Source organism: Streptosporangium longisporum (assembly GCF_039534895.1).
Lineage (GTDB): Bacteria > Actinomycetota > Actinomycetes > Streptosporangiales > Streptosporangiaceae > Streptosporangium > Streptosporangium longisporum.
On record NZ_BAAAWD010000010.1, the window covers coordinates 297,217 to 313,793 of the forward strand.

Annotated in this window: 10 protein-coding genes; 6 read left to right on the plus strand and 4 right to left on the minus strand. The window is 73.3% G+C overall.

Translation table 11 applies throughout. From position 1 onward, the window contains the following. The first annotated feature begins 3 nt into the window (after window positions 1–3). The 6 genes from ABD832_RS20055 to ABD832_RS20080 all read left to right on the plus strand — a co-directional run bounded on the left by ABD832_RS20055 (window position 4) and on the right by ABD832_RS20080 (window position 7,831). A complete protein-coding gene (locus ABD832_RS20055) occupies window positions 4–1,476 on the plus strand; it encodes an FAD-dependent monooxygenase (protein WP_344897812.1) in 1,473 nt (490 codons plus the stop codon). A 4-nt stretch (window positions 1,477–1,480) separates the two neighbouring features. After that, the gene (locus ABD832_RS20060; RefSeq protein WP_344897513.1) at window positions 1,481–4,006 is read left to right on the plus strand and encodes a cytochrome P450; all 2,526 of its coding nucleotides are present in this window, start codon (window positions 1,481–1,483) and stop codon (window positions 4,004–4,006) included. Window positions 4,007–4,354: 348 nt separating this feature from the next. Further along, a complete protein-coding gene (locus ABD832_RS20065) occupies window positions 4,355–5,119 on the plus strand; it encodes a thioesterase II family protein (protein WP_344897516.1) in 765 nt (254 codons plus the stop codon). A gap of 228 nt (window positions 5,120–5,347) precedes the next feature. Then, a complete protein-coding gene (gene sigK / locus ABD832_RS20070) occupies window positions 5,348–5,950 on the plus strand; it encodes an ECF RNA polymerase sigma factor SigK (protein WP_344897519.1) in 603 nt (200 codons plus the stop codon). Continuing rightward, complete coding sequence (locus ABD832_RS20075; protein WP_344897522.1) at window positions 5,947–6,777, plus strand: anti-sigma factor; 831 nt, start codon at window positions 5,947–5,949, stop codon at window positions 6,775–6,777. The genes sigK and ABD832_RS20075 overlap by 4 nt, the downstream gene beginning before the upstream one ends. A 415-nt stretch (window positions 6,778–7,192) precedes the next feature. Further along, on the plus strand, window positions 7,193–7,831 hold the full coding sequence (locus ABD832_RS20080) for a fasciclin domain-containing protein (protein WP_344897525.1): 639 nt from the start codon (window positions 7,193–7,195) through the stop codon (window positions 7,829–7,831). Between the two features lie 92 nt (window positions 7,832–7,923). Here the strand turns inward: ABD832_RS20080 and ABD832_RS20085 are convergent, their stop codons facing one another. The 4 genes from ABD832_RS20085 to ABD832_RS20100 all read right to left on the minus strand — a co-directional run bounded on the left by ABD832_RS20085 (window position 7,924) and on the right by ABD832_RS20100 (window position 16,496). Beyond that, window positions 7,924–8,229, minus strand: coding sequence for a hypothetical protein (locus tag ABD832_RS20085; protein ID WP_344897528.1), 306 nt, complete (start codon window positions 8,227–8,229; stop codon window positions 7,924–7,926). 252 nt (window positions 8,230–8,481) lie between these two features. Beyond that, window positions 8,482–13,971, minus strand: coding sequence for an ATP-binding protein (locus tag ABD832_RS20090; RefSeq protein WP_344897531.1), 5,490 nt, complete (start codon window positions 13,969–13,971; stop codon window positions 8,482–8,484). A 270-nt stretch (window positions 13,972–14,241) separates the two neighbouring features. Next, window positions 14,242–15,393 (minus strand): DUF418 domain-containing protein, encoded by a 1,152-nt coding sequence (locus tag ABD832_RS20095; RefSeq protein WP_344897534.1) that lies wholly within the window; start codon window positions 15,391–15,393, stop codon window positions 14,242–14,244. 212 nt (window positions 15,394–15,605) lie between these two features. Then, entirely contained in the window at window positions 15,606–16,496 is an 891-nt protein-coding gene (locus tag ABD832_RS20100) for a hypothetical protein (protein WP_344897537.1), read from the minus strand. Window positions 16,497–16,577 lie beyond the last annotated feature (81 nt).

Consider the following 16,577-nt stretch of genomic DNA (forward strand, 5'->3'; position numbering starts at 1 on the left):
AAGGTGTTGATCGTGGGAGCCGGCCCCTGCGGCCTGATGACGGCGGTCGAGCTGGCCCGCCGCGAGATCCCGGTGACGCTGCTGGACGCCGAGGAGGAGGCCGGCAGGGGATCGCGCGCCATCCTGCTGTGGCCGCCCTCCCTCGAACTCCTCGACGACCTCGGCCTGCGCGCCGAGGCCGACGAGCGCGCCGTGCCGATCAAGGCGCTGAGCTACCACACCGCGCCGGGCACCGTGCTGCGGCTGCCGCTGGACCGGCTGCACGCACCCCTGGTCCTGCCGCAGCAGGACACCGTCGACCTGCTGGAGGAGGAACTGCGCAGGCTCGGCGGGAAGGTGGAGCGCGGGCTGCGCGTGACCGGCCTGGACGCGCGGGACGACGCGGTCACGGTGATCGCGCGCGGCAGGGACGGCACCGAGACCCGCTGGGAGACCGAATGGCTCATCGGCGCCGACGGCCACCGCAGCACGGTCCGCGAAAGGCTCGGCATCGACTTCTCCGGCACCCGGCTTCCGGTGACGTTCCTGCTCGCCGAGGGCACCCTGCGGGGCGAGTACGACGCCGACGCGGTCAACTACTACCTGGGCCGCACCGGTGTCGCGCTGATCGCCCCCCTGCCCGGCGGCAGGGTGCGGATCGCCGGCGCCATGGCCGAGGGCTCCCTGCCCGCGGGCTCCCCGGTGACGGCCGGGACCGCGCAGCGCATGCTCGACGAACGCGGCCCCGGTGACCTGCGGCTCACCGACGTCACCCTGGCCACCTCCTACAGCAGCCACGAGCGCATCGCCACCACGTTCCGGGCCGGCCGCTGCTTCCTCGTGGGCGACGCCGCGCACGTGCACTCACCGGTCGGCGGCCAGGGCCTGAACCTCGGCTTCGCCGACGCCCGCAACCTGGCCTGGAAACTCGCAGGCGTCATCGAGGGCCGCCTCGCCCCGGCGATCCTCGACACCTACGACGCCGAACGGCGGGCCGCGGCCGAGCAGATCGTACGGGCCACCGGCAAGATGACCCGCGGGGCGGTGCTCAGCCCGGCGGCCAACCGCGTGCGCAACGCGCTCATGGGCCTGGCCCACCGCGCCGGGGTGCTCGCCGCGCAGTTGCCGCCCCTGCTGGCCGGATGGCGGACCCGCTACCCCGACACGCTCGGCCTGGCCGCGGTCCGCCCGCCCAGGGGCCTGCCGCAGGCGGGCACCCGCCACCCGGGATGGACGCTCGAACCGGGCACCGGCCCGGCCGGGCGGTTCCACCTGATCAGCCTGGGCCCCCAGGGCGGACCGGCGGACCGGAACGCCCGGGAGCTCGTCGCCGACCTTCCCGCCCTCGTCACCCACCGCCACCGCGTCACCCGCGGCAGCGGGTTCGTCCTGGTGCGGCCCGACGGGCACATCGCCGCCACCGGGCCGGAGACCGACCTCCCACGGCTCACCCGCGCACTGAAGCAGATCCTCGTCCCCTCGAACCCGGAGCGGTAGTCACATGTCATCTGATGAGTTCCCCCCGATCCTCGGCGGCTTCGACCTGTCGGATCGGAGCAGGTACGCCGAAGGTTTCCCGCACGACGTCTTCACGCGCCTGCGCCGGCAGGAGGAGATCCTCTTCCACCCGCCGGGCAGGACCGCCGACGGCGAGGGATTCTGGGTGCTGAGCCGCTACGACGACATGGTGGCCGCCGCGAGCGACCCGGTGTTCTCCTCCCAGGGCGGCGGTGGCCGCGCCGGAGGCGGCACCCACATCGACGACCTGGCCCCCGGGGTGCACGCCGGGACGCTGCTGAACATGATGGACGACCCCCGCCACCAGCTGATCAAGGAGCAGGTCGCGCCCGGCGTGGAGGGCGGCACGCTCGCGGCGCTGGAACCCGACCTGCGCGAGCTGGCGGACTCCGTCGTGGCCGACGCGGTGGCCAAGGGAAAGGGCGACCTCATCCGCGACGTCGCCGGACAGTTCGCGATCAAGGCCGCGCTGCGGCTGCTCGGCGTGCCGCGCCACGACTGGGACGCCCTGCTGGGCTGGGTCGACGTCAGCACCGGGTTCGACGACCGCGAGGCCGGCGAGGACAACGAACGCTCGCAGATGGCCCGGCTGGCGCTGTACCAGTACGGCACGAGCCTGCTCAAGGGCAAGCAGGAGACACCGGCCGAGGACCTCATGTCGGCCGTGGGCCGGGCGGAGATCCCCGCCGATTCCGGCCAGCCACCGCTCGGCAAATACGAGCGGGAGGTGTTCTTCAACCTGACGCTCGGCGCGGGCACCGAGCCGCCCCGCAACGCGATCGCGCTGGGCCTGCTCGCCCTCGCCGAGAACCCCGACCAGTGGGAGGCGCTGCGCCGGGACCGCTCGCTGCTGCCCGGCGCCATCGAGGAGATCCTGCGCTGGGCGTCGCCCACCCCGTACAACCGGCGGACCGCGACCAGGGACATCGAGTTCCGCGGCGCGAAGATCAAGGCCGGGGACAAGGTGACGTTCTGGTGGGCGTCGGCCAACCGCGACGAGAGCGTGTTCGACGACCCGTTCACCTTCGACATCCGCCGCGCGCACAACCCGCACCTGGCCTTCGGGTTCGGCAGCCACAGCTGCCTGGGCGAGCGGATGGGACGCCTGGACGTGCGGCTCGTCCTTGAGGCGCTGCTCGACCGGGTCGAGCGGATCAGGCTCACCGGCCCCGTCGAGTGGGCCAAGGACAACAAGCACACCGTGATCCTGCGGATGCCGGTGGCCTACGACGGCGTCACCGACGTCCCCGCCCCCGACCCGCGGGACCTGCCCGCCTCCACCCTGCCGCAGCAGCCCGGGCAGTACATCATCTCGCAGATGCTGCCGTTCAACCCGTTCGACCCGGTGTTCCGCGACGACCCCTACACCGTCTACCGCGCGATCGCCGAGGGCGGCCCGGCCGTCCGCACCCCGGCGGGCACCGTCGTGGTGACCGGTCACCGCGAGGTCACCGAGGCGCTCGCCGACCCGCGCAACGGCTGGGGCGACGGCCACCTCGTCGCCGACCACTTCGCCAAGGACGCCGACGGCAACCCCGTGCGGCAGTTCGCCTTCATGGACCCGCCCGACCACACCCGCCTGAGGGGACTGGTGAGCAAGGCGTTCACCGCCCGGGTGGTGGAGGGGCTGCGTCCCAGGGCCGAGGAGCTCGTCGCCGGCATGGTCGCCGGCATCCGCGAGGCCGCCGCGGAAGGCCCGGTCGACCTCATGGACGCGGTCGCCCACCCGCTGCCCACCATCCTGCTCGCCGAGCTCATGGGCGTCCCGGCGGACAACCTCGACCGCTTCCGTGCCTGGTCCGCCGCCATCGGACGCGGCCTCGACCCGGACTTCATGCTCACCCGCGACCAGGTCGGCCAGCGCCAGGGCGGCAGGGAACAGTTCAACCGGTACTTCACCGAACTGGCCGCCCAGCGGCGCCGCGAACCCGCCGACGACCTGATCAGCGCCCTGGTCGCCGCGGAGCAGGAGGGCGACAGGCTCACCGAGAGCGAGCTGATCATCACCTGCACCCTGCTGATCAGCGCCGGGTACGCGCTCACCGTCCACCTGATCGGCAACGGCATGCTCGCCCTGCTGCGCAACCCGGACCAGCTCGACTGGCTGCGCGCCAACCCCGACCAGATCGCCGGCGCGACCGAGGAACTGCTGCGGTTCGACGGCCCGACGCAGATGATCTCCCGTCTGGTGCTGGAGGACACCATGGTCGGGGACACCCCCGTCACGGCGGGGGAGACGCTCCTGCTCGTCCTGGGAGCCGCGGCCCGCGACCCGCGCGTGTACGACGACCCCGACGTCCTGGACCTGTCCCGCCGTCCCGGCGTGCGCAACCTCGGGTTCGGCCACGGCATCCACTTCTGCATCGGCGCGCCGCTCGCCAGGATGACCGCGCAGATCGCGCTGAGCGCGCTCTCCCGGCTCGACATGGAACTCGCCGTCGACGACCCGCGCCGCAACGAGGGCATGGTGGTACGGGGCCTGGCCGAGCTTCCGGTGATCCTCAAGTGAGCGGTGCCGCGCCGCCCCCGCCCGTACGGGGGGCGGCGCGGCACCGTCGGGCCCCGGCTCGACCCCCGACCCCCGGCCCCCGGCCTCGGCTCTGGCTCCGGCTCCGGCCTCGGCCTTGAATCCTGACCCCGGCTCCGACCTCGGTTCTGACCCCGACCCCAGCCCTGGCCTCGAACCTCGGCCCTGGCTCGACCTCGGTCCCGGCCCCGGCCGAAGGCGGTCCCGGGAACGTCACGACTTCCCGCGAAGTTATGATTCCTCGGCGAGGCCGTACCCCCTGCGGCGTCGTGACGCCCGCGACGTCGTGATCCCCGCGAAGGCGTGACCCCCGGCGAAGGAGAGACATCCGTGACGGCGACCGACCTGTGGCTCCGGCGTTATCACCCCTCACCGCGCGGTGCCGTGCAGGTGGTCTGCTTCCCGCACGCCGGAGGGTCGGCCAGCTACTACCATCCGCTCTCGGCGACCCTGGCCCCGTCCGCCGAGGTGCTCGCCGTTCAGTACCCGGGCAGGCAGGACCGGCGCGGCGAGCCGCTGTTCCGCGGCATCCACCCGCTCGCCGACCGCATCGCCGAGGTGCTGCTGCGGGAGGAGGAGCGGCCACGCGCCTTCTTCGGGCACAGCATGGGAGCCATCATCGCCTTCGAGGTGGCCAGGCGTCTCGGCGACCGGGGGCCCGGGCTGCTGTTCGCGTCCGGGCGGCGCGCGCCTTCCAGGGATCGCCTGGAGACCGTGCACCTGCTCGGCGAGAACGGCCTGATCGCCCACCTGCAGGACGTGAACGGCGCGGAGGCGGCCTTCTTGGAGGACGAGGAGATCCGGGAACTGGTGCTCCCGGTGATCCGCAGCGACTACCGGGCCATCGAGACCTACCGGCCCGCGGATCTGACACCGCTGAGCTGCCCGATCGTCGCGCTCACCGGCGACGCCGACCCGCTGACGAGTGTCGACGACGCGCGGGCCTGGAGCGAGGTCACCACCGGCGACTTCGACCTCCGTGTCTTCTCCGGGGGCCACTTCTTCGTGGCCGACCACCGTCAGGCGGTGATCGAGACGATCCTCGACACCCTGGCGAAGGTCTTCGAGGGGACCGGGTCCGGAGACCGGCGGTAGCGGCCCGCTCCCCGGCCCGCCCCGGCGCCACCGGCCACCGATCGAACGGCCACCGGACGCAGATCGGACGCCCGCCGGCACCGATCGAACGCCTACCGGCGCCCACCGGACGCCCGCCGATCGCCGATCGGTCGTCGATCGGGAGAAAAGCGCCGCCGACGACCCATCCGCCGGGCGTTCCGCTGCGAAGAGCAGGGTGTGCGTGTCCAGGGCGAGCAGGAAGAGACCATGGGATCTGAACGCGTGCCCGGGCCGGGCCGGGACCATCGTGGTGATCACGAGGATCATGGAGGGCTGAAGGAGCTGCTCGGACGGGTCGCGCGTGGGGACCAGGCGGCGTTCGAGCGGGTCTACCATCTTGCGGCGGCCCCGGTGTACGGGCTGATCCTGCGGGTGCTGCGCGACCGGGCCCAGGCCGAGGAGGTCGCCCAGGAGGTGCTGGTGGAGGTGTGGCGCGGCGCTGCGCGCTTCGACCCGGCCCGGGGGACCGCGATGGCCTGGGTGATGACGATCGCCCATCGGCGCGCGATCGACCGGGTGCGCTCGGCCCAGGCCGGCACCGACCGCGAGGAACGCGCGGCCCGCCTTCAGGTGGACCGGCCCTATGACGAGGTGGCCGAGTCGGTGGAGCGGAGCCTGGAGCAGGAACGGCTGCGCCGGTGCCTGGGCGGGCTGACCGAGCTGCAACGCGAATCGGTGACATTCGCCTATTACGGCGGTTACTCCTATCGTGAGGTCGCCGAGTTCCTGAAGGTCCCGCTGGCGACGGTCAAGACACGCATGCGCGACGGGCTGATCCGGATGCGCGACTGCCTGGGGGTGGAACGATGAACGACGCACCCGGCGAGCACGACCCGCACACCCTGGCCGGGGCGTACGCGCTGAACGCCGTCGACGAGGGTGATCGGCTGCGGTTCGAGGAGCATCTGAGCCGATGCGCCGAATGCGCCGAGGAGGTACGCGGCCTGGCCGAGACGGCGGCCCGGATGGGCCGGGTGCTGGCGGCCGAGCCGCCCGAGGGGCTGCGCGCGCGGGTGATGGCCGAGATCGGCCAGGTCCGCCAGGTGCCCCCGCTCGTCCCCGGGGACACCGGCATCACCGGCATCAGCGGCATCGCCGGCAGGAAGGCCGGTGAGAGGCACCGCCGTGCCGCGGAAGGGTCGCCGGGGACGCGCCCGGGGACACGTCCGGGGGCGTGGTGGCCACGGGCGGTCGCCGGGCTGGCGGCCGCGTGCCTGGTCGCCGCCGTGGCCCTGGGCGTCGTGAACGTCCGTACCCGGGACCTGCTGGAACGGCAGGAGGCCGCCAACCGGCAGATCGCCACCGTGCTGGCCGCGCCGGATGCCCGCTCGATCCGGGTCTCCGGCGGTCCGCAGGGCGCCGGCACACTGGTGGTCGTCTCCCGGTCACAGGACCGGCTGGTGGTCGTCCCGTCCGGACTGGCCGGCCTGCCCGAGGACAGGACGTACCAGATGTGGAGGATGGGGTCCGCGAGGACCACCTCCGCCGGGACCATGCGTCCCGGCGAGGGCGCGTCCGCGGTGGTCATCGACGACATCGCGCAGACCGCTCAGGTGGGCGTCACGATCGAGCCCGCGGGCGGCTCCGCCCAGCCCACCTCCACTCCGCTGCTCGTGCTGAACCTCCCCCCGGCCTGACCCCGGCCCGACCCGGCCTGACCTCGACCCGGCCTCGGTCCCGGCCTGCCCCTGGCCTGCCCTCGGTCGGGTCCCGGCCTGCCCCCGGCATGTCCTCGGTCTGACCCTGGCCTGATGCCGCTCCGGCCTCGGTCTGACCCTGGCCTGACCCCGGGCCGGTCCTCGTCCGCGACCGGCCGGGAAGTTTTCTCCGTCGCGACCCATCCACCCCGCCGTCGGCTCCGAAGCCCCGGTGTGAGCATCACCACCGGGCGACCTCGTCACGACGCAGCGGCACCTTGCGGCCCACCGGCCGAAGCGGCCGCGCCGGGCCCGGGCACCTGACATCGGTGCCACCCGGACCGGAACGCCGCTCCGGGTGACCACCACCCATACCTCCGTTCACCCGACGCACGACCATCGCGAAGGAATCCCCATGAAGACCCGATTCGCCGCAGCGTCCGTTCTCGCCGTCGCCCTGTCCCTGAGCGCCGCCTGTGGCGGCGGCGACACCACCGCAGCCGCCGGTGACCCCACCGCGGCGGCGACCGGCGCCGCCCCGGCCACCGAAACGCCGATGGAGTCGGCTCAGCCCACCATGGCCGCCGCGCCGTTCGGCGCCGCCTGCGCGACCCTGCCCACCTCCGGTGAGGGCAGCGTCGCCGGTATGGCCGACGACGCCGTGGCCACCGCCGCCTCCAACAACCCCGCGCTGTCCACCCTGGTGGCCGCCGTCACGAAGGCCGACCTGGTCGACACGCTCAACTCCACCGACGACATCACCGTGTTCGCGCCCACCAACGACGCCTTCGCCAAACTTCCCAAGAAGACGCTGGACAAGGTCCTGGCCGACAAGAAGATGCTGACCTCCATCCTCACCTACCACGTGGTACCGGGCCGCAAGACCCCCGCCGACCTGGAGAAGGGCACCCTGACCACGCTGCAGGGCGGCACGCTCACCACCGGCGGCTCGGGTGAGGCCCTCACCGCGGGCGACGCCAAGGTCGTCTGCGGCAACGTGCCCACGCGCAACGCCACCGTCTACATCATCGACACCGTGCTGATGCCCGGCTGACCTCCGCTCCCGGCTCCACCGGGGTGGATCGTCATCCCGGCGGGACACGGTGCGGGCCCCGCCCCGAAGGGCGGGGCCCGCACCGTGTCCCGCTACCCCTCACACTGGATGCCCCGGAAGTTCCCGCCGGGCAGCTCCCACACCCTGCCGCAGCCGTAGGTGCCCGACGGGATGGTGATGGTCCCCGGCTCGCCCGCTCCCGAGCCGGTGCAGCCGGTGCCGCTGACCTCGTAGGGGCCGATCACCGGGATGGGCGACAGGAACGCGTACCCGCCGGTGCAGGTGTACGAGGCGTCCGCGTGCGCCGTGGCGGGGGCGAGGAGCGGTGCGGCCAGGACGCCGAGGACGACGGCGGCGCGGGCGAGGGCGGTGCGGGGGGAGACCATGGTGTTCCTCATCGGTTCCGGTGTTCCGTCATGGTTCGAAGGACGCCCACCGGTGTTTCCGCGTCACCGCCCGGCAACCCCGCGTGTCCGGTAGTGGACACCTCAGCCCGGCTCGCCCTGCTTTACCCCGACCTGTTCCGCCTCGCCCCGAACCGAGCGCTCCGTCCCACCGTGGCCCGCCCCGCCCCGACCCGCTCCACCTCGCCCGAACCGGGCCGGTCCCCGGACCGGCCCGGCCTCGCGCTGCGTCGGCGCGTGTCCGGGTCAGTCCCGGCGGGCGAGGCCCTTCTCGACCGCCTCGATGATCCGCGGCCGCAGCTCGGCGCAGCTGATGATCGCGTCCACCGAGCCGACGTCGACCGCCCGCTGGATGCTGTGCACGCGGTCGAACTCCGTGGCCACCTCGGTGAGCTTCTCGGCCCGTACCGACGAGCGCAGCTCGGCCAGCTCGGCGGCCAGCGCGGTGCGCGCGGCGGCGGGCGCCTCGGCGACACGGGCGGCGAGCGCGAGCACGCGCGGGTCGTTGCCGGTCCGCTTGTCGACGTCGCGCGCGAAGACCACCGCGGCGGCCGGGGCACCGCCGAGCACCGAGGCGAACGAGCCCTCGACCGCCAGCACGGTCATGTTCGGGTTGAGCGCCTTGGAGAACACCACGAACGCGCCGCCGTGGTACCGCGAGATCACGCAGAACACGATGGGGCCCCGGAAGTTCACCACCGCGCGGCCGATCTCCGCGCCGTACTCCAGCTGGAGCTTGCGCATCGACTCGGGCGAGCCGTCGAAGCCCGACAGGTTGGCCAGCACGACCAGCGGCCGGTTCCCGCTCGCGGCGTTGATGGCCCGGGCGGCCTTCTTGGACGACTGCGGGAACAGGGTGCCCGCGGTGTAGGTGTCGGGGCCGTCGGTGGGGGGGAACCCGCGGCGCGGCACGGACCGCGACTCGATGCCCAGCAGGCACACCGGCAGGCCACCGAGGTGCACGTCCTGGACCACGGCGGTGTCCGCGTCGGCCATGCCCGCCCACCGCTCCAGCACCGGGTGGTCCTGGTCGGACAGCGCGCGCATGACCGTGCGGATGTCGAAGGGCTTCTTGCGGTCCGGGTTGGACTCGGCGGAGAAGATCTGGCCCACCGTCGTGAAGTCGCTGCCCGCCACGGTGTGCGGGAACGTCGACACGTCGCGGTCGGCCGGGTCGCCGGTGACCGTCCTGCGCGGCCGGCTCTCTCCCGGGGCCACGTAGCTGTGGTCGTAGTGCGACATCAGGACCTCCCGCGCGGCGCGGATGTCCGGTGCCCAGTACTGCGCCTGGCCGTTCGGCCCCATGATCCGGTCGTACCCGCCGATGCCGTGGTTGTCCTCGGCCGACACGCCACCGGAGAAGTCGAGCGACTGCTTGCCCGTCAGCACCATCGCCGAGTCCGGCGTCATCACCAGGATGCCCTTGGTGTGCATGAGCATCGTGGCCTCGGCGTTCCAGTACGGCTGGGCGCCGACGTTGATGCCCGCGACCACGACGTTGATCTCGCCGCCGTCCTGGGTGAAGGTCACGATCCGCTTCAGCGCCGCCGCCACCCAGTCCATGTTCTCGGTGCCGGACGACATCGAGATCCGGGCACCGGCCGACAGCGCGAACCACTCCAGCGGCACCCGCATCCGCTCGGCCAGGTCGAGCGCGGCGATCACCCGCGCGCATTCGGGCTCGGACAGCGCGCCGAGCGCCTTGGTGGGGTCGCCCAGCAGCACGACGCGGGTCATGCCCTCCGGGTGGCGCGGCGTGGGCGTGCTGACGACACCCGTCACCAGCGCCGCGGTGTTGCGCCCCTTGGGCCGGTTCACCGGCACCAGCGTGGAGTTCTCGTCCAGGTCGTACTCGGTGAACGAACCGAGGGGGCCGGCGAGCATGCCGGTCAGCTCGTACGGGTGGTGCGTGCCGCGGCCGTGCGCGCGCAGCACCTCCTGGCGGTAGTCGTCCAGCGGCTCGATGGGCTCGGTCGGCGGCGGCACCACCGACACCCGCATGCCGGAGTTCACGTCGTAGTCGACCCGGACGGCGAAGTCGACGAGCTCGCCGGTGGCGCCGTCGCGGCGCCTGCCGAGGAACAGCACCTCCTCCAGGCCCGCGCCCGCCGTCGTCGGCAGCACGCGCTTGGCCACGGTGTTCAGGTCGGTCGGCGACAGGTCGGTGGGCGGCCACACGTAGATGACGATGCGGTTGGTGGCCGATGCCTTGGCGCCGGGCTTCTTGGCCCGGCGGATCGCGTCCAGGCAGGTGGCCACCGTGTCCTCGGCCGCGGGCAGCGCCACGAGCCTGCCCTCGTCGTCGCGCAGCGGGGTCAGGTCGCGGACCTGGCCCAGGGCGACCAGGCGCTCGTCGGACGGGTTCTGCCGTGCCACGGCCCGGAAGAGGTAGACCTCCTCGTCGGGCGAGGGCAGCCGGGTGAGGTCGAAGTCGCGCAGCCGCTCCAGCTGCATGCGCTCGGCGATGCGCGGGTGCAGGCCGCGCAGCAGCCGCTCCTCCACGAAGCCGCCCGCGGACGGCCGGAAGGTGAAGTGGTGGTGCATCGCGGCGCCGGTGTGGCCCGCGACGGTCGTGGTGATACGGCCGACCCGGTTGGACGGCTGCTGGGCGGCCAGGACCTCGCGCAGCCGCGCGGCCATCTCGTCGGGGTCGTCCGGACCGTCCCGCCAGGTCAGGTAGACGTCGGCCACCAGCTCGCCGTCGCCGACGAACTCGCCGACCGCCTTGACCGCCTGGGCCAGCGCGGGGAAGTCGATCGCGGTGGTCACGACGCGGCCGTCGCCGCTCGCGGTGCGGTGGTCGGCGACGACGAACGTGCAGCCGGCCACCGTGTTCACCCGGATGTCGCCGAGCGCGCGGTTGCCGTAGTAGCGGCGGCTCAGCACCTCCAGCAGCGGTACGGGGTCGGCGCCCTCGCGGCCGATCCGCTGGCCGATCAGCCGGACGAGCGGCTGGGCGCTGGCGACCATCGAGGAGATCCGCTCGGCGCGGTCGGGCGCGTCCGGGTGCTGGTCGAGGTGGCGCAGGTGCCTGCGCACGGCCGTGTAGACCTTGGCGCGGGTACGGCGCAGCAGCGGCTGGGCGAACCAGGTGAACACGACGCCGCGCGCCAGGTCCGCGACGGCCGGGAACCGGACCTGGGTGGCGGCCACCAGGTGCTCCAGCGCCAGGCCGACGGTGACGCGGTCGGCCTGGGCGGGCGGGGCGTCCTTCATCCACAGGCGCAGCAGCGTCGTCACCACGGCGACGTCGGTGGACGCGCGCTGCTGGGCCAGGAAGATCCGGAAGACCGCGTCCTCCAGCCCGGGCGTGCGGTCCAGGCCCTCGACGCCGTAGCGGGACAGCACGTGCGCGAGCCGCTGCCGGAAGCCCTCCGACAGCCCGGCCCGGTCCGGGTCGAGGTAGCGCAGGTAGGTGTGGAAGTACTCGCGGGGGGTGTGCACCGCCGAGGCGGACTTGGTCTCCTCGCCGACGGGCCGGTTGCGGCTCAGCTCGCTCAGGTCGGCGAACAGGCGCAGCAGCTCGATCTCGCCGGACGGGTCGTGCTCGCCGCTCTCGACGAGTTCGGCGCGCGCGGCCAGGTAGCCGGCCAGCAGGCGCTTCTCGTCCCGCGAGTCGACGTCGAAGCCCAGCAGCAGGCCGCGCAGGTCCTGCAGGCCGCGCGCGGCCCGCTCGGTGGCGGGCACGTCCACCGGCTCGGAGGGCAGGTCCAGCTCGACGTCCGCCGTGGCGGCGGCGGGAGCGGCCGTCTCCTCGCCCTCGCCCAGCGGCTCCAGGCTGAGCAGGCGCGCGCCCGCCTCCACCTGGCTGCCGATCGACACCGTGAGCTCCCGTACGCGACCGCGGAACGGCGCGCGCAGCACGGTCTCCATCTTCATGCTCTCGACCACGAGCAGCGGCGCACCGGCCTCGACCTCGTCGCCCGGCTGCAGCGGCGTGGCCACCACGAGCGCGGGCACGGGGGAGCGCACGATGCCGCCCTCGTCGCGGCTGATCCGGTGCGCGACGCCGTCGACCTCGACCAGGTGGGTCGGGCCGTGGGTGCTCGCGACGACCTTGAAGCGGACGCCGTTCACGATGATCTGGCCGCTGTGCTCGTCGAAGCGCTCGATGTCGACGTCGGCGGCGTGCTCGGGCCCGCCCGCCGAGATGCCGATGCGGAACCGGTGGCCGCCGGTGCGGGCGATGCGGACGCGGTAGCCGACGTCGCGGAGCTTGAGCTCCAGCGCGCGGCCGCTCTCGTGCTGGGACTGCGGGCGGCCGCCGTGGGCGGTGGACAGGAAGCGCTGCCGCGTCACGGCCTCCTCGTCCTCGTAGGCCTCGATGGCGGCGACGATCAGCGCGATCGCCGAGTGCCGGTGCGACACCAGGGCACCCTGGGCGCGCACGCGGTCGATCCAGCCGGTGTCGGCGGACCCGTCGATCACCGCGGGCTCGTCGAGCAGCATGCGGACGAAGCCCTTGTTCGTCACGCCGCCCTCGATGATGACGGTCGTCTGCGTCATCGCGCGGCGCAGGCGGGCCAGCGCCTCGGCGCGGTCCCGGCCGTGCGCGATGATCTTCGCGATCATCGAGTCGAAGTCGGCGGGGATCGTGTCGCCCTCGCTGAAGCCGGTGTCCACCCGGACGCCCGGGCCGCTGGGCAGCGCCAGCCGCGCGATCCGGCCGGGGGAGGGGGCGAAGTCGCGGTCGGGGTCCTCGGCGTTGAGGCGGGCCTCGACGGCGTGACCCCACTCCGCGGGCACGTCCCCCTCGAGCCTGCCGCCCGCCGCGACGTGCAGCTGGGCCTTCACCAGGTCGACACCGGTGGTGATCTCGGTGATCGGGTGCTCGACCTGCAGGCGCGTGTTGACCTCCAGGAACGCGAACAGCCGCTCGCCGGGGTGGTAGAGGAACTCGACGGTGCCCGCGCCCCGGTAGTCCACGGCGAGCACGAGCCGCTCGGCCGCCGCCTTCAGCTCGGCGACCTGAGCGGCGTCCAGGACCGGGGAGGCGGACTCCTCGATGATCTTCTGGTTGCGCCGCTGCACGGAGCAGTCGCGCACGCCCAGCGACCAGGCGGTGCCCTGCCCGTCCGCGATGACCTGCACCTCGACGTGCCGGGCGCCGGTCACCAGGCGCTCCAGGAACACGACGCCGCTGCCGAACGCCCGCGCGGCCTCCTGGCGCGTCAGCTCGTAGGCCCGGGTCAGCTCGTCGGCGCCGGAGATCATCCGGATGCCGCGGCCACCGCCGCCCGCGGTCGCCTTCAGCATCAGCGGGTAGCCGATCCGCTCGGCCGCCGCCTTCGCCTCCTCCAGCGTCTCCACCGGGCCGCGGCTCCACGGCGCGACGGGCACGCCGACCTCCTCGGCGAGCAGCTTCGAGCCGATCTTGTCACCCAGCCTGCGCATCGCCTCGGCGCCCGGGCCGACGAACGTCACGCCGATCTCGGCGCACAGCTCGGCGAACGCCGGATCCTCCGCCACGAAGCCCCAGCCGACCCAGGCGGCGTCCGCGCCGGTCTCGATCAGGGCCCTTCTCAGGACCGCGTGGTCGAGGTAGGGACGGTCGGCCGCGAGCCCCAGATCGTAGGCGATGTCGGCCTCGCGGACGAACGTGGCCGTCCGGTCGGAGTCCGTGTAGAGGGCGACGGTCTCGATCCGTGTCCCTGTCTCTGCGGCTAGGTCCCGAACGGCGTGGATGAGCCGCATGGCGGCTTCGCCGCGGTTGACGATGGCGACACGACTGAACAACTGAAACGGCCTTTCATTCGAAGGCGATGAACACGGCGGTCGTCCCCGCCCTGACGGGGATACATCCTCCCGGTTGTCCCCCGCGGACCGGAATGGCGGGGACGAAGCGTGTTTCGCGGCCGGAGATGTCGGGATCGCACAAACGCGCCCGTCGACATGGCGCGATGTGCGACCGCGGTGATCCCGGTCGCGCAGCGGTTCGCGGACCCGCCGGGGATCCGGTGTCGAGACTACCGCCGCGGGCGCCCTCGCCGCCTTCACCGGCGACGGTCACCGGTAGGTGACGCGCCGTACCAGCACCTCGAACGGCCCCCGGTGCCCCGCCCGCCGCATCCGGTCGGCGAGCACCACGGTGATCAGCCACGTGCCGGCGGCCAGGAGCGCGGTGGCGGCGACCGTCAGGGTGCCGGAGAGATCGAGCAGGAACGGGGTGAAGACGAGGGCCCAGACGACCGACTGGGCCAGGTAGCAGGTCATCGACCGCTGACCGGCGGCGGTGATCGCCAGGAGCACCGGCCCGGGGGTGCGGGCCCGGAGCCGGACGGCGACGAGCGCCAGCGCGGCGGCGTAGCCGAGGCCGCCCAGGGTCCCCGTCGCGTCGTGCAGGGAGCCCAGCGACTCCAGGAGCGGACGGGCCGGGGCCGCCGCCACGCCGGAGAGCACCAGCGCGATCGGCTGGGCGCCGAGCACCGCGGCGCCGATCCCGGCCGACGCCGCGACGCGCAGCGCCGTCAGGTGGAGCTCCGGCTGCTCCAGGACGCGCCGGCGTCCCGCCCACACCCCGATCAGGAACGGGCACACGAACCCGAGGGGGCCGAGGAGGGCGACGTAGAGGGACGTCCGGGCCCGGGCGGCGATCATCGTGAGCACGTCCGGCGGGAGCATCGCGACGTCCGGCGGGTCGGTGCCCACGGTCGACGAGGCCCCGCCCGGCAGCGCCGTGAGCACGAAGAACAGCAGGGCCACGGCGAGCAGCCACCGGTCCCTCCAGCGCACCGCCCACGCCCCCACCAGCAGCAGCACGCCGTACGCCGCCAGGATGTCGCCGGCGTAGAGCAGCACCGCGTGCGCGAACCCCACGGCCACCAGCACGAGGCCGCGCCGCCACAGCAGCCGGCGCACCGCCCGCGGGCCGCGTTCCCGCTGCCGGTCGGCGATCCGGGCGATGCCGTACCCGAACAGGGCCCCGAACATCGGGAACGCCCGTCCGTCGACGAACGTCGAGATGAACCAGACGACGGCCGCGTCGACCCCCGAACCGCCCCGCGGGTAGCCGCCGAGCACCGACGGGCCCCGCAGGAAGTAGTGCGTGTTGGCCAGGGCGATGAACAGCAGCATGAGACCGCGCGCCAGGTCGGGTCCCGGGGCGCGCGCCGCCAGGGGCGTCGGCCGGGACGGGTCCGCCGTCGCCGGATCAGCCACGGGTGCCCCGCGGGCCCGGATGAAGGGGTGCCGTCATGACCGAGAGCCAACCACTCGCCCGTCCCGCTTCCATCGGGCTTCGGTAGGGGCCGGGCCCGACCAAAGTCGGTCCTCCGCCCCGGGGAGGCCCGACCGGAGGAGCCCCTCTCGGGGAGGGCCGATCGCAGGAGCCCCCTCCCGGCACGGCCGGAAGGGGGCCTCGGGGCCGGGGGTCAGCCCGGCGGGAAGTTGCCGTTCTTGGCGACCGGCAGCGCCAGCTGGCTCGCGCCGGACAGGACGGCCTGCTCGGCCGGGAGACCGGCCAGGACGGGGTTGATGTGCCGCAGGGTCAGCGTGACCGTGGGCAGCGCCGTCGGGGTGACGATGTCGAACTTCTCCAGGTCGATCCACCGGACGAGGGCGAACACCTCGGGCGGGATGGCGTCACCGGCCTTCTGCACCGGGACGCACAGCTGGCGGGCCTGGCGGACCTGAGCGCTGTGCGTGGGGATCTTCCCGACCAGGACGGGGTTGAGCTGACGCAGGCCCACCTGCTGGTTCAGCAGGGCGTTGGGGGTGATGGCGTAGCACTTGAGGTCGATGTGACGGACGATCGACAGCACCTCGGCGGGCGGGACCACGTTGTTCTTGATGACCGGCACGCACAGCTGCTGCGGGGTGTTCATGGAGATCTGCGTGCGCGGCAGGTTCTGGAACAGCGGGTTCAGGTGGCTGAGCACCAGGCCCGTGTTCACCGTGGTGCCGGAGATCCGGTAGCAGGCCAGGTCGATGTACCTGATGACGTCGAGCGCGGGCGACGGCGGGAGCTGGTTGTTCTTGGCGACCGGGACGCACAGCTGCTCACGCGGGCCGAGGGTGACGGTCTCGATCGGCAGGTTGACGAGCGCGGGGTTGATGTGCCGCACCGTGAGCGCGGTGGCGGGCGGCTGGTACGGGCTGGTCCTGAAGCATTCGAGGTCGAGGAAGGCCGTCAGGTCCTTCGGGGTCGGCGGCGCGAGGGCACCGGCGGGCGGGGCGCCCAGGAACGCCACGGCGAGCGCCGCGACGACGACGGCGACGAGACGCCGGAGCGTCGTTCCTCTACGACCGCGAATTCCGGTCACGGCTCGGTCCACTGCGGCTCCAAAGGCTCGGGACGGGACTGATACCGCCGAGTGTGTTCCGCCGTACCCGCTCTTTCAACA

Bases quoted from the DNA above. Each gene is read 5' to 3' on its own strand.
- ABD832_RS20085 (WP_344897528.1), bottom strand. From the start codon at position 8,229: ATGAGGAACACCATGGTCTCCCCCCGCACCGCCCTCGCCCGCGCCGCC.
- ABD832_RS20075 (WP_344897522.1), top strand. From the start codon at position 5,947: ATGAACGACGCACCCGGCGAGCACGACCCGCACACCCTGGCCGGGGCG.
- ABD832_RS20060 (WP_344897513.1), top strand. From the start codon at position 1,481: ATGTCATCTGATGAGTTCCCCCCGATCCTCGGCGGCTTCGACCTGTCG.
- ABD832_RS20080 (WP_344897525.1), top strand. From the start codon at position 7,193: ATGAAGACCCGATTCGCCGCAGCGTCCGTTCTCGCCGTCGCCCTGTCC.
- sigK (WP_344897519.1), top strand. From the start codon at position 5,348: ATGGGATCTGAACGCGTGCCCGGGCCGGGCCGGGACCATCGTGGTGAT.